At 64.3% G+C, this 24,080-nt stretch carries 26 protein-coding genes; 10 read left to right on the plus strand and 16 right to left on the minus strand.

What is annotated here, in order from left to right; translation table 11 throughout:
* The first annotated feature begins 188 nt into the window (after positions 1 to 188).
* The 5 genes from AWC14_RS06280 to phtC are packed head-to-tail and all read left to right on the plus strand — an operon-like array spanning position 189 to position 4,015.
* Positions 189 to 1,607 (plus strand): aromatic ring-hydroxylating dioxygenase subunit alpha, encoded by a 1,419-nt coding sequence (locus tag AWC14_RS06280; RefSeq protein ID WP_045375656.1) that lies wholly within the window; start codon positions 189 to 191, stop codon positions 1,605 to 1,607.
* A complete protein-coding gene (locus AWC14_RS06285) occupies positions 1,604 to 2,230 on the plus strand; it encodes a 3-phenylpropionate/cinnamic acid dioxygenase subunit beta (RefSeq protein ID WP_081968031.1) in 627 nt (208 codons plus the stop codon). Before AWC14_RS06280 ends, AWC14_RS06285 begins: the two co-directional genes overlap by 4 nt.
* A complete protein-coding gene (locus AWC14_RS06290; protein ID WP_045375657.1) occupies positions 2,227 to 2,499 on the plus strand; it encodes a hypothetical protein in 273 nt (90 codons plus the stop codon). The genes AWC14_RS06285 and AWC14_RS06290 overlap by 4 nt, the downstream gene beginning before the upstream one ends.
* Positions 2,496 to 3,287, plus strand: a complete 792-nt coding sequence (hcaB, locus tag AWC14_RS06295) for a 3-(cis-5,6-dihydroxycyclohexa-1,3-dien-1-yl)propanoate dehydrogenase (RefSeq protein WP_045375659.1) — start codon at positions 2,496 to 2,498, stop codon at positions 3,285 to 3,287. The genes AWC14_RS06290 and hcaB overlap by 4 nt, the downstream gene beginning before the upstream one ends.
* Complete coding sequence (gene phtC / locus AWC14_RS06300; protein ID WP_045375661.1) at positions 3,284 to 4,015, plus strand: 3,4-dihydroxyphthalate decarboxylase; 732 nt, start codon at positions 3,284 to 3,286, stop codon at positions 4,013 to 4,015. Before hcaB ends, phtC begins: the two co-directional genes overlap by 4 nt.
* Positions 4,016 to 4,023: 8 nt before the next feature.
* On the opposite strand, the gene AWC14_RS06305 is transcribed toward phtC, so the two are convergent.
* Positions 4,024 to 4,815: an IclR family transcriptional regulator gene (locus AWC14_RS06305; protein WP_045375663.1), complete on the minus strand. Its 792-nt coding sequence runs from the start codon at positions 4,813 to 4,815 to the stop codon at positions 4,024 to 4,026.
* 85 nt (positions 4,816 to 4,900) lie between these two features.
* On the opposite strand from AWC14_RS06305, the gene AWC14_RS06310 reads away from it, so the two are divergent.
* Positions 4,901 to 5,818, plus strand: coding sequence for an LLM class F420-dependent oxidoreductase (locus AWC14_RS06310; RefSeq protein ID WP_045375672.1), 918 nt, complete (start codon positions 4,901 to 4,903; stop codon positions 5,816 to 5,818).
* 14 nt (positions 5,819 to 5,832) lie between these two features.
* Here AWC14_RS06310 and AWC14_RS06315 read toward each other — a convergent pair whose 3' ends face one another.
* Together AWC14_RS06315 and AWC14_RS06320 are read right to left on the minus strand one after the other, a co-directional pair.
* Positions 5,833 to 6,810: a glycoside hydrolase family 6 protein gene (locus AWC14_RS06315; protein ID WP_082632477.1), complete on the minus strand. Its 978-nt coding sequence runs from the start codon at positions 6,808 to 6,810 to the stop codon at positions 5,833 to 5,835.
* A gap of 54 nt (positions 6,811 to 6,864) precedes the next feature.
* Positions 6,865 to 7,896, minus strand: a complete 1,032-nt coding sequence (locus AWC14_RS06320) for a fused (3R)-hydroxyacyl-ACP dehydratase subunits HadA/HadB (RefSeq protein ID WP_045375665.1) — start codon at positions 7,894 to 7,896, stop codon at positions 6,865 to 6,867.
* A gap of 101 nt (positions 7,897 to 7,997) precedes the next feature.
* Between AWC14_RS06320 and AWC14_RS06325 the strand changes: the two genes are divergently transcribed.
* Positions 7,998 to 9,395: a hypothetical protein gene (locus tag AWC14_RS06325; RefSeq protein ID WP_045375666.1), complete on the plus strand. Its 1,398-nt coding sequence runs from the start codon at positions 7,998 to 8,000 to the stop codon at positions 9,393 to 9,395.
* 8 nt (positions 9,396 to 9,403) lie between these two features.
* Here AWC14_RS06325 and AWC14_RS06330 read toward each other — a convergent pair whose 3' ends face one another.
* The 10 genes from AWC14_RS06330 to AWC14_RS06375 form a co-directional block, all read right to left on the minus strand.
* The gene (locus AWC14_RS06330; protein WP_193393794.1) at positions 9,404 to 12,178 is read right to left on the minus strand and encodes an MMPL/RND family transporter; all 2,775 of its coding nucleotides are present in this window, start codon (positions 12,176 to 12,178) and stop codon (positions 9,404 to 9,406) included.
* A 35-nt stretch (positions 12,179 to 12,213) separates the two neighbouring features.
* Positions 12,214 to 12,612 carry an MmpS family transport accessory protein gene (locus AWC14_RS06335; RefSeq protein WP_045380331.1) on the minus strand — a complete coding sequence of 133 codons (399 nt, stop codon included), beginning with the start codon at positions 12,610 to 12,612 and terminating at the stop codon, positions 12,214 to 12,216.
* Positions 12,613 to 12,794: 182 nt separating this feature from the next.
* Positions 12,795 to 13,220, minus strand: a complete 426-nt coding sequence (locus tag AWC14_RS06340) for a hypothetical protein (RefSeq protein WP_045380335.1) — start codon at positions 13,218 to 13,220, stop codon at positions 12,795 to 12,797.
* A gap of 101 nt (positions 13,221 to 13,321) precedes the next feature.
* On the minus strand, positions 13,322 to 14,209 hold the full coding sequence (locus tag AWC14_RS06345; RefSeq protein ID WP_045380338.1) for a fructose bisphosphate aldolase: 888 nt from the start codon (positions 14,207 to 14,209) through the stop codon (positions 13,322 to 13,324).
* Between the two features lie 90 nt (positions 14,210 to 14,299).
* Entirely contained in the window at positions 14,300 to 14,947 is a 648-nt protein-coding gene (locus AWC14_RS06350; protein ID WP_428838951.1) for a VldE C-terminal domain-containing protein, read from the minus strand.
* Between the two features lie 105 nt (positions 14,948 to 15,052).
* Positions 15,053 to 16,246 carry an NAD(P)/FAD-dependent oxidoreductase gene (locus AWC14_RS06355; RefSeq protein WP_045380471.1) on the minus strand — a complete coding sequence of 398 codons (1,194 nt, stop codon included), beginning with the start codon at positions 16,244 to 16,246 and terminating at the stop codon, positions 15,053 to 15,055.
* A 4-nt stretch (positions 16,247 to 16,250) separates the two neighbouring features.
* Positions 16,251 to 16,439, minus strand: a complete 189-nt coding sequence (locus tag AWC14_RS06360) for a ferredoxin (protein WP_045380343.1) — start codon at positions 16,437 to 16,439, stop codon at positions 16,251 to 16,253.
* Entirely contained in the window at positions 16,436 to 17,347 is a 912-nt protein-coding gene (locus AWC14_RS06365) for a metal-dependent hydrolase (RefSeq protein ID WP_045380346.1), read from the minus strand. Before AWC14_RS06365 ends, AWC14_RS06360 begins: the two co-directional genes overlap by 4 nt.
* Positions 17,348 to 17,446: 99 nt before the next feature.
* Positions 17,447 to 18,802: a WS/DGAT/MGAT family O-acyltransferase gene (locus AWC14_RS06370; protein WP_045380473.1), complete on the minus strand. Its 1,356-nt coding sequence runs from the start codon at positions 18,800 to 18,802 to the stop codon at positions 17,447 to 17,449.
* A 53-nt stretch (positions 18,803 to 18,855) separates the two neighbouring features.
* A complete protein-coding gene (locus AWC14_RS06375) occupies positions 18,856 to 19,497 on the minus strand; it encodes a TetR/AcrR family transcriptional regulator (protein ID WP_045380349.1) in 642 nt (213 codons plus the stop codon).
* A gap of 224 nt (positions 19,498 to 19,721) precedes the next feature.
* Between AWC14_RS06375 and AWC14_RS06380 the strand changes: the two genes are divergently transcribed.
* Both AWC14_RS06380 and AWC14_RS06385 read left to right on the plus strand, forming a co-directional pair.
* Positions 19,722 to 20,507, plus strand: a complete 786-nt coding sequence (locus AWC14_RS06380) for a spirocyclase AveC family protein (RefSeq protein ID WP_045380352.1) — start codon at positions 19,722 to 19,724, stop codon at positions 20,505 to 20,507.
* 8 nt (positions 20,508 to 20,515) lie between these two features.
* Positions 20,516 to 21,712 (plus strand): cytochrome P450, encoded by a 1,197-nt coding sequence (locus AWC14_RS06385; RefSeq protein ID WP_057003103.1) that lies wholly within the window; start codon positions 20,516 to 20,518, stop codon positions 21,710 to 21,712.
* 2 nt (positions 21,713 to 21,714) lie between these two features.
* On the opposite strand, the gene AWC14_RS06390 is transcribed toward AWC14_RS06385, so the two are convergent.
* From AWC14_RS06390 to AWC14_RS06400, 3 genes are all read right to left on the minus strand, one after another.
* The gene (locus AWC14_RS06390) at positions 21,715 to 21,981 is read right to left on the minus strand and encodes a YdeI/OmpD-associated family protein (RefSeq protein WP_045380355.1); all 267 of its coding nucleotides are present in this window, start codon (positions 21,979 to 21,981) and stop codon (positions 21,715 to 21,717) included.
* Between the two features lie 57 nt (positions 21,982 to 22,038).
* Positions 22,039 to 22,284: a microaggregate-binding protein 1 gene (gene mbp1, locus AWC14_RS06395; protein ID WP_045380358.1), complete on the minus strand. Its 246-nt coding sequence runs from the start codon at positions 22,282 to 22,284 to the stop codon at positions 22,039 to 22,041.
* Positions 22,285 to 22,393: 109 nt separating this feature from the next.
* Complete coding sequence (locus tag AWC14_RS06400) at positions 22,394 to 22,927, minus strand: hypothetical protein (protein WP_045380361.1); 534 nt, start codon at positions 22,925 to 22,927, stop codon at positions 22,394 to 22,396.
* Positions 22,928 to 23,156: 229 nt separating this feature from the next.
* Here AWC14_RS06400 and AWC14_RS06405 point away from each other — a divergent pair, with 229 nt between their 5' ends.
* Positions 23,157 to 24,008 (plus strand): PspA/IM30 family protein, encoded by an 852-nt coding sequence (locus AWC14_RS06405; protein WP_235215941.1) that lies wholly within the window; start codon positions 23,157 to 23,159, stop codon positions 24,006 to 24,008.
* Positions 24,009 to 24,080: the final 72 nt, after the last annotated feature.

Below are 24,080 nucleotides of genomic sequence, written 5' to 3' on the forward strand. Positions count from 1 at the left end.
GGCATGCATCCGTTCGTCGTCCTACTCCATCGGCCCGCCGATCTGCGTTGAAAACATGGCCACGCAGAATAATTGTCTCTGTATAGCAGAGAAGTCATTGCCGGATTCTCGCCAAAAGTCCTAAGCTGCCTTTCTGTAACAAGGTTCAACCTTTCTGCTGTACAGAGAAGGCGTGGAAGAGTCGCGTTATGGCTGATCAGGTTTTCGACGATGTCCGCCGCGGGATGATCCCGGCGCACATCTACAACGACGCTGGAATCTTCCAACTCGAAAAGGAGCGGCTCTTTAGCCGCGCCTGGCTGTTCGTGGCCCATGAGTCCGAGATCCCGCAGGACGGCGACTATGTGGTGCGACGGGTCTTGAACGATTCGTTCATCATCGCCCGTGATTCAACAGGTGATGTGCGTGCCTTGTTTAATATGTGCCTGCACCGCGGGATGCAGGTGTGCCGCGCCGAGATGGGCAACGCGTCGAATTTCCGTTGCCCGTACCACGGCTGGTCCTACCGCAACGACGGCAGGATCCTCGGTTTGCCGTTCCACCACGATGCCTACGGTGGTGAGGAAGGGTTCAAGAAAAAAGGTCAAACCCTGCTGCCGGCACCAAATTTGGCCAGCTACAACGGGCTGATCTTCATCAGCATGGACCCCGACGCGGCTCCGCTCGAGGACTACCTTGGCGACTTCCGGTTCTATCTGGACTTCTACACCAGGCAGAGCAGGCAAGGGCTGGAAGTTCGTGGCCCGCAACGGTGGCGGATCAATGCGAACTGGAAAATCGGTGTCGAAAACTTCGCCGGCGACATGTACCACACTCCGCAGACCCACGCATCGGTCGTGGAGATCGGTCTATTCCGGGAGCCTAAGGCCGAAAAACGCAAGGACGGGGCAACCTACTGGGCCCATCGGGGCGGAGGAACCACCTACAAACTTCCTCCCGGAACGTTCGAAGAACGGATGCGCTACGTCGGCTACACCGATGACATGATCGAGCGGATCAAAGGACTCTGGACCACCGAGCAGCAGCAAGTGGTCGGCGACGACGGCTTCATGATTTCCGCCGCATCATGCTTTCCGAACCTCAGCTTTGTGCACAACTGGCCCAAGGTGGAAGACGGCGAAGACGCGTTGCCGTTCATATCAATCCGGATGTGGCAGCCGATCAACGAGCACGAGACCGAGGTCTATTCCTGGTTCGCGGTCGACTCGGCGGCGCCCGAGCAGTACAAGAAAAACTCCTACAAGGCCTACCTCATGTGCTTCGGCTCGACCGGGATGTTCGAGCAGGATGACGTCGAGAACTGGGTCTCGCTCACCAACACCGCCGCCGGCCCGATGGCACGTCGGCTCCGCCTGAACAGCCGCATGGGTCTGCTCGCCGATGACCGGCCGGTCGTGGATCCGTTACCGCCCAACGCGTTTCACGGTCCGGGCGAGGCACGCGTGGGCTACAGCGAGCACAACCAACGGGCTCTGCTGCGATTGTGGGCCGACCATCTCGAATTGCCCCCGGTGTCGGACCGCCGAACCGAAATCGGAACCCACAATCCCGACGGCGTCGCTCCGCTTGTACAGACCATCACGAAGGAGACGGTGACGCAGTCATGACGAACACCGAGCAGCCAGTCCGGCCTGGCTACCGTCGCGGCGGGCCCAACCAGACATATTCCGAACAAGCCGTCCTGGGCGGTCACGCACCGCGCCAGCAGCGAGTGGGAAAGCCGTTGCCGTTCAACGACGAACGGCACCTGCAAGCGCACCAGTTCCTGGTCGACGAAGCCTATCTTCTCGACGCCCAGCAGTACGATGAATGGCTGGACTTGGTCACCGACGACATTCACTACCACATGCCGGTCCGGGTCACCACCGCGCGCGGCGCTGGATTTGACACCTCGCCCGGAATGGCTCATTTCGACGACAACAAGTACTCGCTGAGCCGACGAGTGGCACGGTTCCTCACCGAGCACGCCTGGACCGAGGATCCACCGTCGCGACTGCGGCACTACATCACCAACGTGCGGACGTTCGCCACCGATGACGACGCCCACCTGATCGTCGAATCCGCCGAACTGTTGTACCGCAGCCGAGGTGACGTCAACGAGGCAGCGTTGCTGTCCTGCGGGCGGGAAGACCTGCTGCGCCGCGGCGGTACGGGCTGGAAGTTGGCGCGCCGCACCATCTTGATCGACGAGTCGGTGATCCGCATGCAAAACCTGGCGGTGTTCTTATGACCCACGCCGCGCGGCAGCTGGCCCAACTCTTGGACGGCACGATCGGTGAACCGCTCACGATCGCAAACGAATTCACAGAAGTGCAAGTGCGTCGCGTTGACACGCGAAACGGATCGCGGCTGCTGATCACGTCGCCCAAGTCAGGACAGTGGATCAGCCTCGACGCGCTCGAGGTCGAGGCGTTGACATGGCAGAACACCCGTACTCTGGCGGCGATGGTGGGCAACATGTACCGACCGCTGCTCCCTGCCGAAGACAATGCGCCATGACCGGATGGCTCGATGGCAAGCGGGCCCTCGTCGTCGGCGCGGGTTCGGGCATCGGCAGGGCAGTCGTAGACGCCTTTCGTGCCGAGGGCGCGCGGGTCGCTGTGCTCGAGCGTGACCGCCGAAAGTGTGAGGCGCTGCGCGAGGAACTGCCCGACGTGCCGGTAGTCGAGGGTGACGCGACCAACCGAAAGGCCAACGAGCATGCGGTCAGCACCGCGGTCGAGGGCTTCGGCGGACTCGACACGCTGGTCAACTGCGTCGGGATCTTCGATTTCTACAAAGGGATTACCGACATCGACGCCGACCAACTCAGCAAGGCATTCGATGAAATGTTCCGCACCAATGTGTTGAGCCATCTGCAGTCGGTCAAGGCCGCGGTGCCCGCGCTGCGAGCCCAGGCCGGCGCGTCGATCGTGCTTACCGAGTCGGCATCGTCGTTCTATCCCGGCCGCGGCGGAGTGCTGTACGTCTCGTCGAAGTTCGCCGTGCGTGGCCTGGTCACCACGCTCGCGTACGAGTTGGCGCCGCAGATCAGGGTCAACGGTGTGGCACCGGGCGGTACCCTGAACACCGACCTTCGTGGCCTGAAGAGCCTGTCGCTCAACGATATCCGGCTCGACGACACCCCCAACCGCGCGCGCGACCTGGCCGCCCGCAGCCCGCTCAACGTTGCGCTCTCCGCCGAAGACCACGCGTGGAGTTACGTGTTCCTGGCGTCGGACCGCTCCCGGGGCATCACCGCCGGCACCACCCACCCCGACGGCGGCTTCGGCATGGGTGCACCATGACCCCCACCGCAAACCTGGATGCTCGACGTGCATTGGTCGCCGAAGCATGTCGGGTCGCAGCGGCACGCGGACTGGTTGACGGCGTCCTGGGCCACATCAGCCTTCGCGTCGACGACCAACACTTGCTGATCCGCTGTCGCAGTGATGCGGATAACGGCGTGGCCTTCACCCGGACTGAGGATGTGCGGCTCGTGCGTTTCGACGGAACCGCCGGCGCACCAGGCGAACTCGACGGCTATCGGGTGCCCAACGAGCTTCCTATCCACACCGAAACCCTGCTGGCGGCGCCGCACCGCCGCGCGGTCGCGCACTTGCATCCGCCGGCCGTCGTGGCGGCCGATCTTGCCGGGATCACCATCCAACCGATCTACGGCGCGTTCGACATCCCGGGTGCGTGGCTGGCACGCGGCGGCGTACCCGTCTACGAACGTGCGGTGCTCATCCGCAGCGCCGAACTCGGCAGGGAGATGGTCGCCGCGATGGGCGAGCGGCCCGTGGTGATCTGCCGAGGCCACGGAATCGTCAGCGCCGCAGCCACCGCCGCGGAGGCGGTGCTGCAGGCCATCAGTCTCGATGAATTGGCGCGCATGTCGCTGCGAGTGCGCGCGGCGGGCGGCACGCTACGCGAGATCGATGAGCGGGACTGGGCGGACCTGCCCGACCTCGGACCGGCGTTCACCGCCGATGCGGCCTGGCGCCATGAAGTCGCACGAATCGCGATGCCGTGACAGGTTTTTCATTCCGTGCGATCGCCGATCTCCTTGGCGGCCTCGACTAGAACCGCGACCACCATCGGATATTGGGACGCCTTGAGACGGTGTGTCGGTGCAGCAGCGTTGAGGGCCAATCGCAGTCCAGGCGCCCGCGTGGGAATCGGGACGGCAAGTGACGCAACGCCTTCCTCGCTTTCTTCGCGGTTGACCGCGTAGCCCCGTTGGCGGATGCGGCGAATTTCGTTGACCAATTCGGTTCGGCTACCGATCGAATGCTGCGTGATTTGTTCTAGATCTTCCTGTGGGTACAGTCGCCCGATCTCGTCGTCGGACAGTTGGGCGAGCATCGCCTTACCGGTCGAAGTGCAGTGCGCCGGCATGGTCAGGCCAAGGCGCGACGCGACACGCACGGCGGTTGGGCCTTCGACGGCGGCGACGAATCGAACCGCGGCACCGTCGAGCATTCCGATGTGCACGGACTCGCGCAGCCGTTCAGCGAGTCGACGCATGACCGGCTTCGCCGTTGCCTCGATGTCGATGCGACCCAGAATCGCAAACGCAACGCTCGTCAGAGCGGGGCCCGGGTGATAGACCTTCGAGACCGGATCTTGGCGGACGAAGCCGCGGTAGGCCAGCATCGCCAGCAACCTGTGCGCAGTCGACGACGCGACGCCCAAATACCGCGTCGCCTCGCTCAACCGGATCTCGGGTCGTTCCCCCAATAGCAGGATCAGCCGTAACGCCTTGTCGACCGATTCGATCGGATACTGCGGCAGCAGCGGGTCTACTGCCCGCCGAGACCGCCTTTTCTGCACACCAGAGACGCTACGCCGCCTCGCAACTTTCGATCATCGAGATTCGGCAGGAATGACCAGCGGATTGCGTGCGTTCGTGGCGGGTATGCCTACCGGAATCATCCTCTTCGCCCGTCCCGATGCTCCTAACCTCGTCGACGACGTCATCGCCCAGGCCACGCAAGCCCACGAGCTCGGCGTTGCCCAAGTGTGGTTGGCCCAGCAGCTGAACTACGACGCGATCACGCTTGCTGCGCTCATCGGAGCTGCCGTGCCCGGATTGGGCGTGGGCACCTCTGTGGTGCCGATCAACCCCCGCCATCCGCTGATCGTCGCCTCGTTGGCGCAGACGGCGCAGGCCGCCCCGCACGGCAACTTCAGCCTGGGGCTCGGGCTGGGCGCCAAAGAGATCGAGCGCCAGACCTTCGGCACGGCCTGGCCCAACACCATCACGCGGTTACGCGAGCATCTGTCCATCCTGCGGTCGGTGTTCGACACCGCCGGCGTCGATTTCCACGGCAGTGAACTGAGCGCCAGCCCTTCCTGGCCGGTGCAGGTTGCGGGGGGCACCCCGATCCCGGTGTATGTGGCAGCGATGGGCCCAAAGGCGTTGCAGGTCAACGGAGAACTGGCCGACGGGACCTTGCCCTATCTGGCGGGCCCTCGGACTCTCGAGGAATTCATCGTGCCGACGATCACCAAGGCTGCGGCTGAAGCGGAGCGACCGACGCCGCGCATCATCGCCGCCGTGCCGACATTGTTGTCCGAGGACCTCGACAGCGCGCGCACCATTGCCGCGCAACAGTTGAGCTTCTACGAGACCATCCCGTCGTACCGCAATGTCATCGCCCGTGAAGGCATCGCCAGTGTGGTCGACCTTGCCGCGATCGGGACCGAGGAAGCTGTTGCGCGTCAGCTGCGTCGGTATCGGGATGCGGGTGCCACCGACATCGTGATCAGTCCGCTAGACCGCTCCGACTCCGTCGACCGCAGCGCGCTGTGGCGGCTCACCGCCGGGCTGTGAACTGTTAAAGCCAATTAGTGGCCAGCGTTGCGGGCAAGGTCGATCGCGTACTGGCTGACGAAGGTGCCGGCCTGGGGTTCTCCGCGGCCGCACGACCCGTCGGATTCGCCCGGGCGTTTGATCCAGAGATAGGCGTCGGCGTGTGCGCCCGCCGTCGCCGTGGTGGGCGGCGTACCCAGTGCGCGGCCGGTCGGGTTACACCAATAAAGTTCGCCGCCGGCGGGACCGGCGCCGTTGCGCGACGTGTCGATCACGTAGTTCGATCCGTTCGTCAGCCCCGAAATCGCTTCGCCGTAACCGATTTCCTCGTCGGTGGCGAAGAAGTTGGCGGTGTTGAGGCTGAATCCGCGCGCCTTGGCCACGTCGACCTGGTTGAGCCTGGCGGCCATCTCGTCGGCGTTGATCCAGCGCGAGTGCCCGGCGTCGATGTAGACGGCCGCGGCCGGGTCGCGGGTCAGCGTGTCGACGGCATACCGGATCAGCTCGAAGCGCTCCTGACGCTGGTCGGCCGACAAGCAGTCGGCCATGGCCAACGCATCGGGTTCGAGGATGACCGCGGCGGGGCCGGTGCCAATCGCGGATGCGACGCCGTCGATCCACGCTCGGTAGCTGGCGGCCGACCCGAATCCGCCCGAAGCGAAGCTCCCACAGTCACGATGCGGGATTCCGTAGAGGGCCAGAATCGGCACGGCGCCGGCGGCCTGCGCCCCCGCGATGTACTTCGCGTCCACCGCGGGATTAGACGCCTGGTCCATCCAGTAGGCGTGCGGCGTGTTCGCGATGGCCGTCAGTTCCGGACTGGGCGGATTGGCGCCTTGCGCGGCGCGCATGGCCTTCGATGCCGGATCGACATACAACGGCTTGCCGGCCAGGGGGTTGTCGTTGCTGGCCAAGCGGATCGACGGGACCTGCACCGGGTGGGCAACGAAGGCCGCAACCATCAGGAAGGGAGCGATCCACCGCGCGACTGCGCTAATAGCTGAGGACATCACGTCAGGAAATTAGCGTTTCGACGGATTGGGCGCGACACCGGCCCGACCATCGGGTCAGCGGAAGCGGATGTTCACGGTCGCCAGGCCGAAGATCTTCCGGCCGGCAGACTTGGCGCCGACGATGACGACACCGGAGCGGGTTTCCGGATCCAGCGACTTGACCCGGCCGCTGAACTCGATGTCTGCGCCCTCTTTGGCCGACACAATCGCGGGCGCGGACAACCGGACCACGTAGCGGGTAACCGCGCCGGGGTCGCCCGACCATGCGGACACAAAGCCGGCACCCAAACCCATCGTCAGCATCCCGTGCGCGATCACATCGGGCAGCCCGGCGAGCTTGGCGATAGCTTCATCCCAGTGGATCGGGTTGGCGTCGCCGGCCACGCCGGCATAGTTGACCAGGTCACCCCGGGACAGCCGGGTGTGGTGCACCGGCAGCTCGTCGCCGACCTTCACCTCGTCGAACGACGGCGTCCCCGGCGTTCGGGTCAAGCCGCCGTCGGCGATGTGAATCTCGCCTTCGGGGCGCACCGTCTTCTCGTAGGCCTCATCGTTTTCGCCGATCGCGGCGATGTCGACGTCGTGCATCATCGCCTTCTGCGCGGCCGTCTTGATCGCCGGATCGACGTCCTCGGCGGTGAGGCCGACGACGGTGGTGTGCAGGGTGTGCACCCGCTCGCCGGCAGTGTCGGTGAAGGTGTTGGTCACGGTAATCAGGTCTCGGCCGGCGATCCTGCGCACCGACGACAGTTCGACGTCGATCCGCAGCTCGTCGCCGGCCACGATCGGGCGGTGCTGCTCGAAGACTTCTTCGGTCTGCATGTAGGTGTCGTAGCCGATGACCACCGATTCGAACATGCGCCGGTTGCACGCCATGGCCGGCGTTGACGTGAAGGTCAGCGGCGCCACCAGACCCGAGTAGCCCAGTTCTGCCGCGGCGGCGACATCCCAGTGTGCGGGGTGATAGTCCTGTACTGCGCGCGCGTATTCACGAACTTTCTCGCGGCCCACCAGGTAGGGGTAGTCCATCTGGTAGTAGTGGCCGACCCGCGATTCGATCGCCGACGCCTCTGCTGGTGCGGTCATGACTTGCTCAACTTTTCTATCGGCTTGTTCGGAGGCCGACGCAAGCACACTAACCCTCGGACACCGGGTGTAGCCGTCCACCCGACTGCTAGAAACGACAGGTGCAGATCTTCCGTACCGCAACGTGCGCCGATTCCGGGCATCCGGAATTCACGCTGGTTTTCAAAGACGAACCACCAACGCCGAATACGGTGGGCTGGATTTTGGACCACTTTCAGAACGCGGTGGCGGGTGGCACTCGGTTTGTGGCCGGACAATCAGTCGGCATTGGTTGGCGGGGGCTGCGGGTGATCGAACGCGGTGACGGCACCCTCGGCCTGGAGGAGCGAGTCGCCGAGGATGTGTGGCAGGACCATGTGGATCAGGCGCTCGGCGACTTGTGGTGGCAGCTGGAGGCGGCCGCGAAACTTGGCTTGCCGGAAGAACCGGACTCCGTTGCCGAGGATCAGATCGCAGCCGTCCAGTCCTGTGTATTCGACGCGTCAACGTTGATTCTCAACCGTCTCGGTCCGGACTCGCCGCAACACGGTGGGTGGGCGATCAGCTGTGGAGATGAGCACGATCACTCTGACTGGTCCTTTATGGAATTGTTTCGGCTTGCGGTGGCGCTCCCGTTTGTCACCCAATTCCTTGCTCTGCCACCAGAAACCGGCCTTATCATCGAACGCCGTCGAGTAGACCCGGCCGGCGGCGTGGTGGCCGACGTGGCCTACAAGGACACGATGCTGACCCCGGATGACGGGATGCATTTCGGTCCACAGCCCGCATCCGCGGCCGCTCCTAAAGCGCACTTTGCGATCGGCCGGTTCGGCGAGGGCCTGTATCGCACCATGACCGGCGATCAGCACGGGCACCCCGATATCGTCGCCTGCATCACCACACCGCCCATACCTGGCATGCAGGATTCGTTGGTGCAGTGGATATTGGATGATCTGCAAGATTCCATTGCAGCGGGCACACGTTTCGAAGCGGGTCAGACGATCCGGGTCGGGTGGCGGACTCTGCGCGTCGTCGAACGCGCCGACGGGATGCTGGGACTGCAAGAACGCGTCGACGTCGACAGCTGGGAAGAACACGTCGAGCTAACCCTGCGTGACCTGTGGTACCAGAAAGAAGTCGCGGCAAGCCTCGGCCTGACGAAACGGTTGTCGTTCCCGGCTGAGGATCAATATGCCGCTGTCGCCGAATGCGTGAACGAGACGATTCCCGCGCTGCTGCTCAGCCGTGCAGAAATCGACGACCCGGCTTCCTGCGGCTGGAGGGTTTGCTGCCGGCGTGGCCATGACCACGGAAAGTGGCTGTCGCAAACCGTCTGGGACCTGTCGGACTCGATGCCCTTCGTCACCCAGTTTCTTGCGCTTCCCATAACCACGTCGGTTGTCATCGAGGCGCCCCACACGACCTCCACCGGCCACATCGGCGTCCGTGTTCTGCTCGACGGCCGACATCTGCTCCCAGAACCCGGCTCCTATCTGTCCGCACTCAACGGCAGCGGTTAATCCGCCAGTTAGCGCACTGGCAGCGGTCGGGAGCGCACCAGCGTGGGCCACCAGAACCACGGCCCGAGGATTCGCAGGACGCACGGCACGACGAACGAGCGCACGATCAGCGTGTCGAGCAGCAGACCGATGCAGACGGTCGAACCCACCTGACCGATCGTTCGCAGATCGCTTGTGAGCATGGCAAGCATCGTGAACGCGAACACCAAACCCGCGGAAGTTACTACACCACCGGTGCTTCCGAGCGCGCGGATCAGGCCGGTGTTCAACCCGGCGTGCAGCTCCTCTTTGACTCGGACGATCAACAGCAGGTTGTAGTCCGAACCCACCGCCACCAGGATGATGAACGTCAGCGGCAGCACCAGCCAGTGCACGGGCAGGCCGATGAGATGCTGCCAGACGAGTATGGAGAGCCCGAAGGCTCCGGCATACGAGAACGCCACCGTGCCGGGAATCACCAAGGCGGCCATCAGACTTCGCGTGAGGAACAACATGATCAAGAAGATCAGCACGAAGGCGGCGATCGCCACGATCAGCAGATCCGACGCGGCGTATTCCTTGATGTCCTTGTCGTTGGATCCGGAGCCGCCGATGTAAACCCTTGCGCCGGCCAACGACGTCTCTTTCAAGATCGTGGTTATCGCCCCCGGGAATTGCTCGACATGCTGTACGCCTTCGGGACCCATCGCGTTGCCCTCGTGGGTGACGATGAACCGAGCGGCCTTGCCGTCCGGCGACATCAGCAGTTGCATGCCGGTCTTGACGTCGTCGTTGTCGAAACCTTCACGGGGGATGTAGAAGAAGTCGTCGCTGCGGGACCGGTCGAAGTCGAGGCCGACATTGATCAAGTCGTCGAACGTCTGGTCGGTCTGCGTGGACTGCAGAGCCGACTGGCCGTACGTGCTGACCAGAAGAGACGCCAAAGCCTCCGAGTCGTCGGCCGTGAGTTTCAGCTGCGTGATGACTTGCGGCAAGATCCTGTCCACAGCTTCCAGCGAGGTTCTGGCGTCCTTGATATCGGCGGCCAGGTGGTCGATGTTGTCGAGGCCATCGAACAACGATCTGAATGCCCAGCAGATGGGGATGTCGAAACAGTGCTTCTCCCAATAGAAGTAGCTCTTGATCGGCCGGAAGAAATCGTCGAGATTCGAGATTTCCGAGTTCATTTCGTCGGTGATCTGCTGCAGATCCTCCACGGTGAGAACCGTCTGGTGCAACTCATCGGACATGTTCTGGAAGTAGACGATCTCTTTCCGCAAGACCTCGACGGAGTGGGCGGTGATCTGAGCCTGCTGGTCGGTATTCGCGTTCTGCTGCTTGTTGAACGGCAGCTGTTGACCGTTGCCGCTGCCCTGCGTGGTGAACAAGTAGGGCAGCGTGGCGTGTTCCAATGGCCGGCCCAGAGGCCTGGTGATGCTTTGCACCATCGCTACGCCGGGAAGACGAATCAGACTCTTCGCCACCCGGTCCAATGAGATGAAGTCGGCCGAGTTGCGCATGTCGTGATCGGTCTCGACCATCAGCATCTCGGAGAACAGCTTGCTCTTCGGGAAGTGCCGATCGGCCGCCGCGAACCCCTGATTGGCGGGGGCAGCGTGCGGCTGGTACTGCCGATCATCGTAGTTTTGCCGGTAGGTCGGCACGAAGATCGCCCCGAACATGACGGCAGCGGCGCTGGCCGTGAGGATCGGCACCGGCCAGCGCACCACGCTCGCCCCGATCCGCCGATACAACGTCGCCTTGGCCTTTTCTCTGGGGTCGAAGAGGCCGAAGAGGCTGCCCACGGTCAAGATGGCCGGGCCGAGCGTCAGCGCTGCCGCGATGGTGAACAGCATCGCGATCCCAACGGCGGGTCCCATGGTGTGGAAGTAGTTGAGCCGCGCGAATGTCAGGCAGTAACACGCGCCGGCGATCGTCAGGCCCGAGCCGATGATGATGGGCGTTACGCCCTTATAGGCAATGTAGAAGGCGTCCTCTCGGCTTTCGCCGGCCTGTCGCGCCTCGTGATAGCGACCAATGAGGAAGATGCCGTAATCGGTTCCGGCTCCCAGGGTCAGCGCGACGACGATGTTCACCGCGAACGACGAGAGTTCGATGTAGCCCAAATGTCCGAGGGTCGCGATAACTCCCTTGGCGACCAGCATCTCGATCAGAACCCCGAGCAGGGGCACCAGCACGTTGCTCGGGGAGCGGTACACCAGCAGCAGCATCGTGACGATGAGGATGATCGTCACGATCGTGATGTTGTTCAGGCTTGAATTGGCAATAGCCACGGTGTCCGAGGCGAGCGGCGCCGCGCCGCTGACATAGACCCGCAGCCCGGGAGGCGCCGGATCCTTGGCGACGATATCGCGAACGGCGGCAACGGATTGATTAGCTTGCATCTGACCGATGTCGCCGGCGAGACGCAGCAGCACGTACGCGGCTTTGCCGTCTACACTCTGCGCTCCCGCCGCGGTGATCGGCTTGCCCCACAGATCCATGACGTACTGCACGTGCTTGGGATCTTGCTTCAGTCGGCGCACCAAGTCGTCGTAGTAGCGATGGTCCACATCGCCCAGCGGCCGGTTGGCTTCCAACACGAGCATCGTCAAGTTGGTCGAATTGGACTCGTGGAACTTCTCACCGATGCGAAGCAGCGCCCGCTGCGACGGCGCGTAGTGCGGGACCATCGGCCCCGCGAGTTCTTCTGCGACGCGCTCGACCTGCGGCATAAAGGTGTTGGTCGACACGGCGAGCAGCGCCCAAAAAGCGATGATCGGTATTGCAAGGACGCGGACCATTCGCGGCACGAAAGGTCGTCTCGCCCGGTGCTCGCTCATGCGGATTTCACCCTGCACATGACGTGCGCGTCCTCGTGGGTGTCGGATTGTTCGTCGCGGACAACCCCGTTCACCAACATGCGGCAGCCGAGTTGGCCACCATGAACCTGCGCCGAGATGCTGCCGGACACCACCGTCAGCGTCGTCGTCTCCGTGTGCGACCACGGCAATGTCGTCAGCTCAACCTGATGCGGATGTCCGTCGATGTCCAAGTAGACGAGCATCCCGCCGTCGCCGACGGAGCCGAACAATTCATACGTGAGCTGTTTGGGCGTGGTCTGCTCGGGCGCTGCCGGGCCGTTGACCGTGATGACGGGTGGGGGAGCGGAGAACTGGTGCACCTTCCACATGCCCACCGCTCCCGCGCCGACCGCAACGACGGCAACCAAGGGCATCCAGGCTCGCGCCAAGAGGGTCCGGCCGACGGAACGAGGGCTCACTCGATCACCTTCGGAACTCGGTCCGCACGTCGTGTCCCCTCGCTCCCGCACTCAGGCCAAACGCAGATAGTAGACGGTGATGTACCTAATTGTCTACACGGGGCCAAAGTCTGTCGGGACCCGGCTGCCGGAATGCCTTACGACATCTTCTGCAGGCGGCCTTTCAACGCTGCGCTTCGCAGCATCCGAATCGTGAAGTTGATCGCGGCCAACATGGGGAACACCCCGAGAAACGTCCGCTCGGACGGCGTCGCTCCGTGCAAGTGGTAAAGGCTGCCGAACACGTAAAAACAGCCCACCATGAACAAAGCACCGGGGATGCAGAACGCCAGCAAGGAGCTACGGTCGGCGACGATTTGCTTCGCGTAGTCCACCTCGTCCCGCGACATCGGTTGGCGCTTACGCACTTTGGCCATCACCGCTTTAGCACTGCCTATCTCCTCGCTGATCGGAGTAGGGGTGCGATCCGCCATCCGCTTGACGGCTACAGAAGCTAAGGCGACGAACACCAACGCCAACAAGAAGCTGAGGACGGTCAGGTAACCGAATAAGCCCGAACTCACTATTGCGCCTCCTTCGCGTCGCGGTCGAACCTAACACTGACTCTGCGTCCACCAAGCAAAAGTGCGAGTAGCTTGCCTGGTGGACGCAGAGTCAACGCCGCTCAGGTCAGCGAGGCGCGGTAGATCTCGTCGATGTTCGAGCCGAGCTTCTCGTCGAATTCCTCGTCGGTCTGGTCGACCGTCAGCCCTTCGGTCAAGGCACGGGAGAAGCTGGCGATGAGCCCGTGGCAGCGGGCCAGGATGGTGCAGCTTTCGGCGAGGCTGTAGCCCCCGGACAACGCCACGACGCGCAGGACCCGAGGGTGTTCGATCAGCGGCGCATACAGGTCGTTCTCGTCGGGCAGCGTCAGCTTCAGCATCACCTGCCTGTCCGAGTCGAGCTCGTCGAGCTTCGCCTTGAGCGCCTCCACCAGCATGCTGTCCGCTTTGGCCTTGTCGGGGCATTTGATGCTCACCTCGGGCTCGAGGATCGGCATGAGTCCACGCTCGGCGATCTTGTGCCCGTACTCGAACTGTTCGTCGACGATGGCCTTGATCCCCGCTTCGTTCGGCTCGGAGACGAACGAGCGCATCTTGGTGCCGAAGATCCCCTTCTCGAGGGCCCGCTCCAACAACGAGTCGAGCTTGGTCATCGGCTTCATCAGCTGCACACCGTATTTGGCGTCGTCGAGGCCTTGGTCGACTTTGACGAACGGCACGATGTGCTTCTGCTTCCACAGAAACGCCGCGGTGTCCTCGCCGCTGATGGTGCGGTCCATGGTCTGCTCGAAAAGGATGGTTGCCAGGATCTTGTCGGCGGTGAAACGGGGACTCGACATGAGCCGCGCCCGCATCTGGTGGATCAGATCGAACATCTGCTCCTCAGTGTGGTACCCGTCCTCCGGAATCCCGTAGAGCTTCAAGGCCTTGGGCGTGCTGCCGCCGCTCTGGTCCAGTGCGGCGATGAAGCCACGCCCCGACGCCATCAGGTTGCGTTGTTCTTCGTTCACTGCGGGTCCTTTCGTCCTCACGCACCGCCACCACTGTGACTACCACTTTCGGATAGGCCCGCAAACCCCCCGCAAAGGGTCAGGAATCGGTCACTGCGGCGGCGTGGGGCTCATCGAGCCGATGTAATACGTTTCGTGTCCGGTCGGATATCCGCCGCCGTCGGTGGCGATATGGACATGGTCGTAGTGGTTGAGGGTTTCGTTGCCGTAGTCCGCGGTCCAACTCGGCGCGCCAATGCCCGGGTAGAACTTCTGTCGCCAGATCACGTGCAGCACCCCCCATCGTTTGGCGTTCGCCAAGGCATACCCGGCGATTTGGTTGCCGAGCTCGATGCCGTCGGGGGAGTGATAGTTCGGGATCATCACGTCGATCGCCAGCCCGTTGGGATGCCATTTCAAGGCGTCCTGGCGGTACCCGCCGATGGTCTTGATCTGCGGGAACAACACGCTGATCGCCCGGGCCGCCCAAATCGTCTTGACCTGTAACCCTTGCTCGGGTGCGACGCCGGCGGGCAACGCGAGTTGAAAGTTCTGGGCGGTGGCGGGTGCGCTTGCCGCCAGCATGTCGACTTCGGCGGGCGTGGCGATGTGCGGCTTGACCGGATCGTTGGCGTGCGGCGCGGTTGTCGGCGCACTCGGCTTGGCGGCCTGGGCCGCGGCCGAAGTCCTAGCGCAGCACGGAGTCTCGGTGCTTTGGGCATACAGCATGGCGCCGGAGACGACGAGCAAGGCAGCCATTGCCAGCCAGCGGCCCCGCCCGTTGGCCAACACGTTTCTGCCCACGCAGAGCACTTTAGTGTTCTGCGCGAGACCCCGTGGCGGTCTTAGTTATTAGTCAGTTGTCTAATCCGGTCGGTTCGGCGGGAATTCGGCACGTTTCGCAATGGCGTCGCGATAGGCGTGCACCCGATTCGGGATCGTTCCCAGCACGGCGATCGTGCGCCCGTCGCGTCCGTATGCGGCGACGAACTCCCACGCGTCCGGGGCGCCTTCGACGATTTCCAGCACGTCGTAACCCGTTGGGACGCCGAGCATTTGGACTTTGACATGGTATTGATCGGACCAGAAGTAGGGAATTTCGGCGTAGGCCTCGGCGGCGTCGCGGCCCGCCAACAGAGTTCGTGCCGCGGCCGCGCCCTGTCGCCCGGCGTGATCCCAGTGTTCGGTGCGCAGGTGGCGTTCGTACAGCGGATGCCACCACCGCGCGACATCGCCGGCAGCAACGACATCGGTGCCACCTTCGGCCGCGCCCGTCGCGTCGCAGACCACTCCGTCGTCGACGCGCAACCCCGAGCCGTCCAGCCAGTCGGTCGCGGGCGTCACACCCAAGCCGACGATGACGACGTCCGCCGGGACCAGCGAACCATCGGTGAGCCGAACCGCCTCGACCCGGCCATCACCCACGAACGCGTCGACGCTCACGCCAAGCCGGACGTCGACGCCGTGGTCACGATGCAGCTCGGCCCACCGCGGCGCCAGCTCCTTGCCGAGCGCAGCCAACAGCGGGCTGTCGGCCTTTTCGACCAGCACCACGCCCAGCCCCATTGACCGGCACGTCGCGGCCACCTCCGCGCCGATGAATCCACCGCCGACCACCACGACACGAGTCCGCCGGCCGAGTCGCTCTCGGATGGCCAGGCAGTCGTCGACGGTGCGGAGCAGCAGCACCCCGTCGGGAACGGAGCCGCCCGGCCACGGGCGGGGGTTCGCGCCGCTCGCGATCACCAGACCTTCGAACTGTACGGAGAAATCCTGGTTGGCATCGCGCAGGTGGACGGTTCGCGAGGCCAGATCCAGCTTGAGCGCCGTGACGCCTCTGAGCACCCGCGCGTCGAGGTCGAACTGGGGCGCGAGGTCGATGCCCGCCCGGTGCACCTGGCCGCTGAGCAGCTTCTTCGACAGCGGTGGACGGTGGTAGGGAGCATGCCGTTCGGCGCCGACGATGGTGAGGCTGCCGTCGTAGCCCTGCTGCCGCAGCGATTCGGCCGCCCGGGTGCCGGCCACGCCGGCGCCGACGACGACCACGTGCTTGAGCATCACGTCAGTCCTCCACTGTGATTGCCTGGGTGGGACACGACACTTCGGCGGCCTTCAACTGTCCGCGCAGCTCGTCCCGCGGCTCGTCCTGGAGTAGATGAAGGCCGTCTTCTCGCACGTCGAACACTTCGTGACACAAGCTCATGCAGACGCCGTTGCCGTCGCAGGTGTCGAGGTCCACGGAAACCTTCATCGCAGCGCGGCCTTTCCGGCGTGGGCTCGTTCACGGGCGGCCTTGGCTGCCGGCGAGTACTCGAGGTAGGCGACCGCCATTTCGGTGCACGCTTCGGGGCCTGGGTGATGACTGGGCCGCAGATACCGAAACGGCAGGGTCACCAGGATGTTCCACGGACCGGGCAGCCGGTACTGGCGGGCCGCCCGCAGCCAGTCCCGCCAGCGCCACTTCTGGTCGACGGTCGGGTCGTGGGCCATCAGGTAGCGCGCCCCCGCGATCCACCAGCCCACGAACGCCGGCGCCGTCATCAGCATCGACAGCGCCCTGATCAGATAGCTTCCGCACACGTTCTGATAGACGTCGAAGACCAGTGAGCGGTGCTCGACCTCCTCGGCGCCGTGCCAGCGCAGCAGATCCAGCATCACCGGGTCGGCGCGGGCGTAGTCCAGGCCGCGGTTCTGCAAAACCCACTGGCCCAGCACGGCGGTAAAATGTTCCAGCGCGGCGACATCGGCCAACCGCCGATACAGCCACCGCCGTTTCAGCGCCGGCGGGAAGAAGCTCGGCGGATCACCCAGGGTGATCGACAGCGCCCGTCGGAGCCGGTCGGTGTACGGCGCGGTGTCGATGCCCTGCTCGGCCAGATGGTCGAGCACCACCTGGTGCGCCCAGGCATGCCACGACTCCTGCTGGATGAACGGTTTGATCGCCGCCTCGAGGTCGGGGTCGTCGACCAGTGACGACGCCTCGAGGACCGCCTTGATGAAATGGCGCTCGCCCTCGGGCAACAGCAGGTGCAGCACATTGATCATGTGCGTCGAGAACGGGTCGCCGGGAACCCAGTGCAGCGGGGTGTTCTCCCAGTCGAAGCGCACCATCCGGCGATATTTCGGGTGCCCGTCGTGGTGAAGTTCCACTTCCGGCATGAGTAGCTCCTCCCGCATCGAGGGCAATTCGGAACAACTGTTCACTGAACCGGTACCCACGGGCGCGGCCGACTATGCCTTCATGCGGGGCCGGATTTCTCAGACGCCGACGGCGCGTTCCAAATCCTTGAGCGACGTCTCCAGGTGTCCCAGCAGCCGCTGCAGGTGTGGCACGCTGCGACGGCAGCCGACTAGGCCGAAGTCGAGGTTGTTGGCGTTGTTCGTGACGGTGATGTTGACCGCTTGGCCCTCGAGCGCGATCGACAGCGGATAGTTCCCGTCCAATCGGGCCCCGCGCCAATACATCGGCTCCGTACGCCCGCTCGACACGTTCGAGATGACGATGTTGAACGGCGGCGCGGCGGCGGACAGATACCCGGGAATCAACCCGAAGAACAACCCGCCGATGTTGAACGCCGACAGCACCAGCTGCTGCACAGGAGGCAGCTGCTGGAAGACCTCTTTGGTGTCGCGGATCGACGTGCTGATGATCTTGAGCCGTTTGGCTGCGTCGTCGAGGTCGGTCGCCAGATTGCACAGGAACGTGCCGACCAGATTGCCGCCGCGGTCGTCGTCGCCCTTGCGCAGGTTGACCGGCACCATCGCGATCAACGGATCCGTCGGCAGCGCGTTCTGCTCCAGGAGGTAGGCCCGAAGCGCACCGGACGACATGGCCAGCACCACGTCGTTGACTGTCACCCCGGTAGCCGACTTGACCGCCTTGATGCGGTCCAGCGACCAGGATTGCGCGGCCACTCGGCGGGCGCCGCCGATGCGGACGTTGAACATGCTGCGCGGCGCCCGGAACGGCAGCGTGAGTTGTTGTTCGAGCAGCGCGGCCCGCGCGAGCTTCACACTGGAGGGCGCCAGCGCGAACGCCGACCCCGCGGTGCCGGCGGCCCGTTCCAGCAGCGACCGCCGGTTGCGCCGCTCCTTTTTGCGCGGGGGAAGATTCCACGGCACCCGCACCTCGTCGTCGTCCGGATCGGTGGTGAAGGCGCGCTGGATCAGTCGCAGCGCCGACACGCCATCCATCAGCGAGTGGTGGTATTTCGTGTAGACCGCGTACCGGCCGTCCTGCAGGCCCTCGACGAGATGCGCTTCCCACAGCGGCCGGTGACGGTCGAGCAGGCTGCCGTGCAACCGGGACGCCAGCTCCAGTAGGTCACGGACTCGTCCCGGTTCGGGCAGGGCCGAGCGGCGCAGGTGGTAGTCGAGTTCGACGTTCTTGTCGAACGACCACGCGACGTTGGTGATACCGCCGAAGAACGCGGGGTGCTTACGGAACGTGGGCTGCAGCTCGGTGCATTCGAGCATCGCCTGATAGGACTCGCGGACGAAGTGCGGTCCGGCATCCTCGGGCGGCTCGAAGAGCTGCAGCGCTCCCACGTGCATCGGGTGTTCGCGTGACTCCCCGATGAGAAACAGCGCATCCGTTGGCGATATCGGTTCCATGGCCACTTTGTAGCCAAAGCGGGCCTCGGCTACACCCAAACGAAAGTTTGCGGTCACTCGTGCCGGTGCAGGAACCCGTGCAGGATCGCCTGGACCAGTTCCTCGACGATCGCGTCCCGCGACGGCGGCTTGGCGCCGAAGTACGTCGACCGCAACGCAGCCATCCCGGCGATCATCGCCACCGTCGAGTGGGCCGGCAGGTCCGGCTGGCTCGAGCGCAACCCGCGCAGGTGCATCCCCTCGGCGCTGATCCGACCGAGCACCGTGAACGCCCGCCGGATGTCGGCGATGCCGGCGTCGGCCATCTCCTCGTCGCTGAGTGTCTCGGATGCGACGAGCGTGAGCAGAAGACCGCGATGTTCCACCAGCACGTCGTACAGATGCCCGACGAAATGGCGGGCCAGCTCCTCCTCGTCGGTTTCCTCGGGGACCACCGACTGCCACGTGCTGCTGAATTCGTCGACGAAGCTGGTGAACGGCAGGACCAGCGCTTCACGGAACAGCCCTGCCTTCGAGCCGAAGTGACGAAACAGCAGGTGCTCGGTGACGCCTGCGGCCTCGGCGATTTCGCGGGTTGTGGTGCTGCGGTAGTCGCGGCGGGCGAACAGGTCGCGGGCGGCGTCGAGCAGAAGCGTCCGCGGCGCCCCGCGTGGCCGACGCGTTGCGGGGTTCTTGGCGGTTGATCGCTGGGGCACCGTTGTTGACTCCTCAAACCGCTACGCAGCGGTTACCGGCTTTGAAGATAGTCGCCATTGAAATTCCCTTTAAGATAGTGTCCACTATCTTTAAGCGGTTAGCGGAAGGGGCATGGTTGTGGGTGCGGTCATCATGCTCGGCACGCTGTTCGGGCTGATCGTGCTGATCTTCGGCGCGGTCATCTACTTCGATCCCGAAGCGCGCCAAGCGAAAAGCGCGACCGATGAGCGGTGAGCTAACGCCGCTGCTAAAAGCGGGCATCGCCTTCGCCTACGTCGGCGGGCTCTCGTTCTTCGGGATCGGGCTATATCTGAGCTTTCGTCGCCGCCGCGTGCACCCACTCCTGTTGCTGTGCATCTCCGCGATCTCGTTCTCGTGGATCGAAGCGCCCTACGACTGGGCGATGTACGCGCAGTTTCCGCCCGCCCTTCCCCGCATGCCGTCGTGGTGGCCGCTGAACATGACCTGGGGCGGGCTGCCGTCGGCGGTGCCCGTCGGCTACATGTCGTACTTCGTGCTGCCCGCCGTGATCGGCGCCGGTGCAGGACGATGGCTGAGCGCAAAGTTGCACTGGCGCAGGCCGATTGCGCTGTTGAGCGTCGGGCTCGTGGTCGGATTCTGCTGGGCGCTGTTTTTCAACGCGGTCCTGGGCGCACGGCTCGGCATCTTCCACTACGGCTACGTGATTCCCGGTCTTGCACTCTCGGAGGGCACCAAATATCAGTACCCGCTCTACGACTCGCTGGCGATGGGCGTGCAGATGATGGTGTTCACCTATTTGCTCGGACGCACGGATCCCGAAGGACGAAATGTCATCGAGATGTGGGCCGACCGGAGATCGCGCAACCGGCTGCAGGCGTCGGTGCTGTCCGTCGTCGCTGTGGTGGTCGTCGGAAACCTGCTCTACGGCGCGGTTTTCGCGCCTCATCTTGTGACGAAGCTGGGCGGCTGGGTGACCGCGGGGCCGTCGGCGCCGCTGTTCCCGGGCGTGTCCAACCAACCCCGGTAGGGAGACCAGTGACCAGGAACCAAACCACCGAGTTGTACTACGACCCGTTCGACCTCGATATCGACGACGATCCGTATCCGGTCTGGCAACGGATGCGCGCCGAGGCTCCGCTGTACTTCAACGAGAAGTACAACTTTTACGCGCTGAGTCGCTACGACGACGTTGCACGGGCACTGCCCGATTGGCAGACGTATAGGTCCGGACGCGGCACCACCGCGGACATCTTGTTCAGCGGAATCGAAGTGCCGCCGGGGATCTTGCTGTTCGAGGATCCACCCTTACACGACGCGCACCGGCGCTTGTTGTCGGGTGTTTTTACTCCGCGGCGGATGCTCTCGGTCGAAGGTCTGGTACGCGACTTCTGTTCGCGCGCACTGGATCCGCTCCGCGATCTGGACGGGTTCGACTTCGTCGTCGACCTCGGCGCGATCATGCCGATGCGCACGATCGGCTACTTGCTGGGCATTCCCGAGGAGGGCCAGCAGGTGATCCGTGATCGCACCGACAAGAACATCTCACTCGGCGAACAGCGGGATAGCGTGAGCCCCAAGGTGTTTGAGGACACCATCGCGATGTTCGCCGAATACATTGAGTGGCGGGCCACCCATCCTTCCGACGACTTGATGACGGAGCTACTCAACGCGCACGTCGAAGAACCCGACGGGTCCATGCGCCCGCTAGACCGCAACGAAGTCCTGGCCTACACCGCGATGATCGCCGGTGCGGGCAACGAAACCACCGCCCGGCTGATCGGGTTCATGGGCCAACTACTGGGCGAGCACCCCGATCAGCGACGCGAACTGGTCGCCGACCCGTCGCTGATTCCCTCGGCGGTGGAGGAGACGTTGCGCTACGAGGCGCCGTCGCCGGTGCAGGCGCGCTACGTCGCTTGCGACACCGAGCTTTACGGGCAGACGGTGGCCGAGGGGTCGTACATGTTGTTGCTCAACGGGTCGGCCAACCGTGACGAAACGCGGTTCGCCGATCCCGACCGCTACGACATCCACCGCAAGGACGGGCATTTGAGCTTCGGGCACGGGCTGCATTTCTGCCTGGGCTCGGCGCTGGCGCGCCTCGAGGCGCGGGTCGCGTTCGAAGAAGTCCTCAAGCGCTGGACCGACTGGGACGTCGACTACGACAACGCGCGCAGGGCACACACGTCCAGTGTGCGGGGGTGGGCGCAGCTACCCGTCAAGACGAAGTAGCTTTATTTGCCGGTGCGCTCGCGGTGCTTGCACCCGGGCCAGCAGCATGGCCTGCGCAGGCCTTCTTCCAGTTCTTCCTGGGTCCGGCGGATCCGGCGCTCGCGAGTCTTCTGTTGCTTGGCGTCCTCGACCCAGCAGATGAACTCGTTACGAGCCAACGGCGTGATGTCCTTCCACGCAGCCAGCGCGGTGGCGTTGCCGATCAGCGCCGTACGCAGGTCTGCGGGCAACTCGTGTACCACCCCACCGGGAATCTGCTTGCCGGCCACGACAATCAGGGTAAAAGAATGGGCCCAGCCGGTTACCCGGCTGGGCCCATTTCAATGTCAGCCGTTGTCCTGGTTCGCCTTCTGGCGCTCTTCGGCGGCCTTTGCGCTGCCGCGGGCCGCTTCGGCTTCGGCTTCCTTCTTAGCCGCGTTGCGCTGCGCTTCGGCCTTGTCCTGCTGAGCCTTGGCCTCGTTGACCAGCTCCTCGTTGCCGGTCACCTCGCCAACTGCTTCCTTGGCCAGACCCTTCGCGCCTTCGACCACACCCCTGATGGCCTCTCCGGGCCCGCTCTTGTCCTCTGCCACGTCTCCTCCTAATTTCTTAGGGCGGTGGCATTGCCCCGCCTAGAGCGGTTCAATTCCCGCAGCGCCGTACAGGCAAACCCACCGCAAGCGGTGATCGACGTCACAGGGTCTAAACGGCGTCGGTGGAAACGAGCGCGGCATCCCGGCCTTTGACTGGCGCGGGCGCTTGAGGTCCGGGTGCGGGCACGCCGCCGAGCGCAGCGATCAGGTCCCTGACCTTCGCCGCTTCCTCCTGCGTGGGGATCTCCCCCGCCTCGAGATCGTCGACCAGCTCGGCGCGCAGGCCTCTGCCGTTGGCCACTTCCCGGGCGGACAACTTGGCCCGGATACGGGCGGCGTACAGCTGCTGGCCCAGGCTCGATCCCGGCGCGGCGGCGGCGCGGGTCATCAGCTCGTCGTAGCGACGCCGCACATCGCTGAGCGCCATGATCACCATCGGTGACGACCTGCTGCGGCCCGCGGCTTCGGTGAGCGCCGACCGCAGCTTCCGCATGCCCGACAACACGACACCCGCGCGTTTGTGAAACGTCGTGTCCGTCGGCGGCGGCAACGCCTCGATCGCGGCCGCGTGCATGTGGATCGCAGCCTCGGAAAGGCTGACGATGACGGACGATTCACCTTCGTGTGGCGCGGGTTGTCCCACGTGTCCTCAATTCTTCAGCGGTCAATTCCACAGCGGTGCAGTTGAGGTTAGCGGTCTGGACGCAGGTGGTACACCGCGAGCGAGGGCCGGGGAGGGACCGAGCGGTATCGCCGTAACCGCGCGCCTCTAGTCTTAACCCGCACTGCCGGACTGCTCGGGCGGAAGGGAGGCCAAGGTGCCCGGACTAGCGCAATCTGCCCGACCCGCCGGGCCCCTACAGCCTGGGGAGGTGAACGGCTCCGCGAGATCGACACCGCGAACCCAGCCGCCTCAGCGCAAGTTCGGCGGGCTCGGTTTCGGCTGGCTGGCCTGCGGCGTCGTCGGTGTCCTGGCCATTGCGTGGTTCATTTTTCTGGGTCCCGGCGAGAGCGGATCCAAGGCCGAGTGGTTCTTCGGCGCCGCGGTCTTCGGCGTCGTCCTGGTGTCGCTGTGGCAGACCGTCACCATCCAGCGTCAGGCGTCGCAGAAAGTGGCCGAAGCCGCCGAACAACTCCGGCGGGAGCTTGTCGCCGCCGAGGAGCGCTCAGCGCGTGAAGTCGCCATCACCCGCCGGCTGCACCAGGAGGAGATGGAAGCCAAACAGAACCTGCATCGCGCCGAGATGGAGGCTCAACGCGAGTTGGCCCGCGTCGAGCGCATGCACCTGCTCAAGCGGCTGCAGAAGCAAGCGATGATCGAGGTGTCGCGTGCCGTCGGCGCGCACACCCAGATGCTCGCGGCACTGTGGAACGAGGCCGCGGGGCTGCTGCGCATCGAGGACCGCGACGAGCGCGAGCTGGCAATGAACCCGATCTTCGAGCAGATCGGTCAGGTGGTGAACGACTTTTCGATCGAGCTCGCCAACGCCCACCTGCTTGTCGAGGACGATCACCTGCACCGCGCGCTGGACCGGGTCAACGAGGCGGCGGTCATGGCGGTTCAGGTAGCACAGGACATCCACACTGCCGTCATCGAAGGCCATGCGCCCGAACCGAACCCGATCCCGTCGGTGCAGCGGCTCATGCATGCCAGGGCAGCGGATGCGCGTCGTCTGGCCTGGGAGTTGCTCCGAACCGGGCTTGACGACCACGCGCAGCGCTAGCGTTGTCGGTGATGTCCGACGAAATGCAGCCCAGCTGGGAGTTCGTGACGGCACCGCCGCACAGCGCGCCCG

The organism is Mycobacterium kyorinense, from assembly GCF_002101735.1.
Classification (GTDB): Bacteria; Actinomycetota; Actinomycetes; order Mycobacteriales; family Mycobacteriaceae; genus Mycobacterium; species Mycobacterium kyorinense.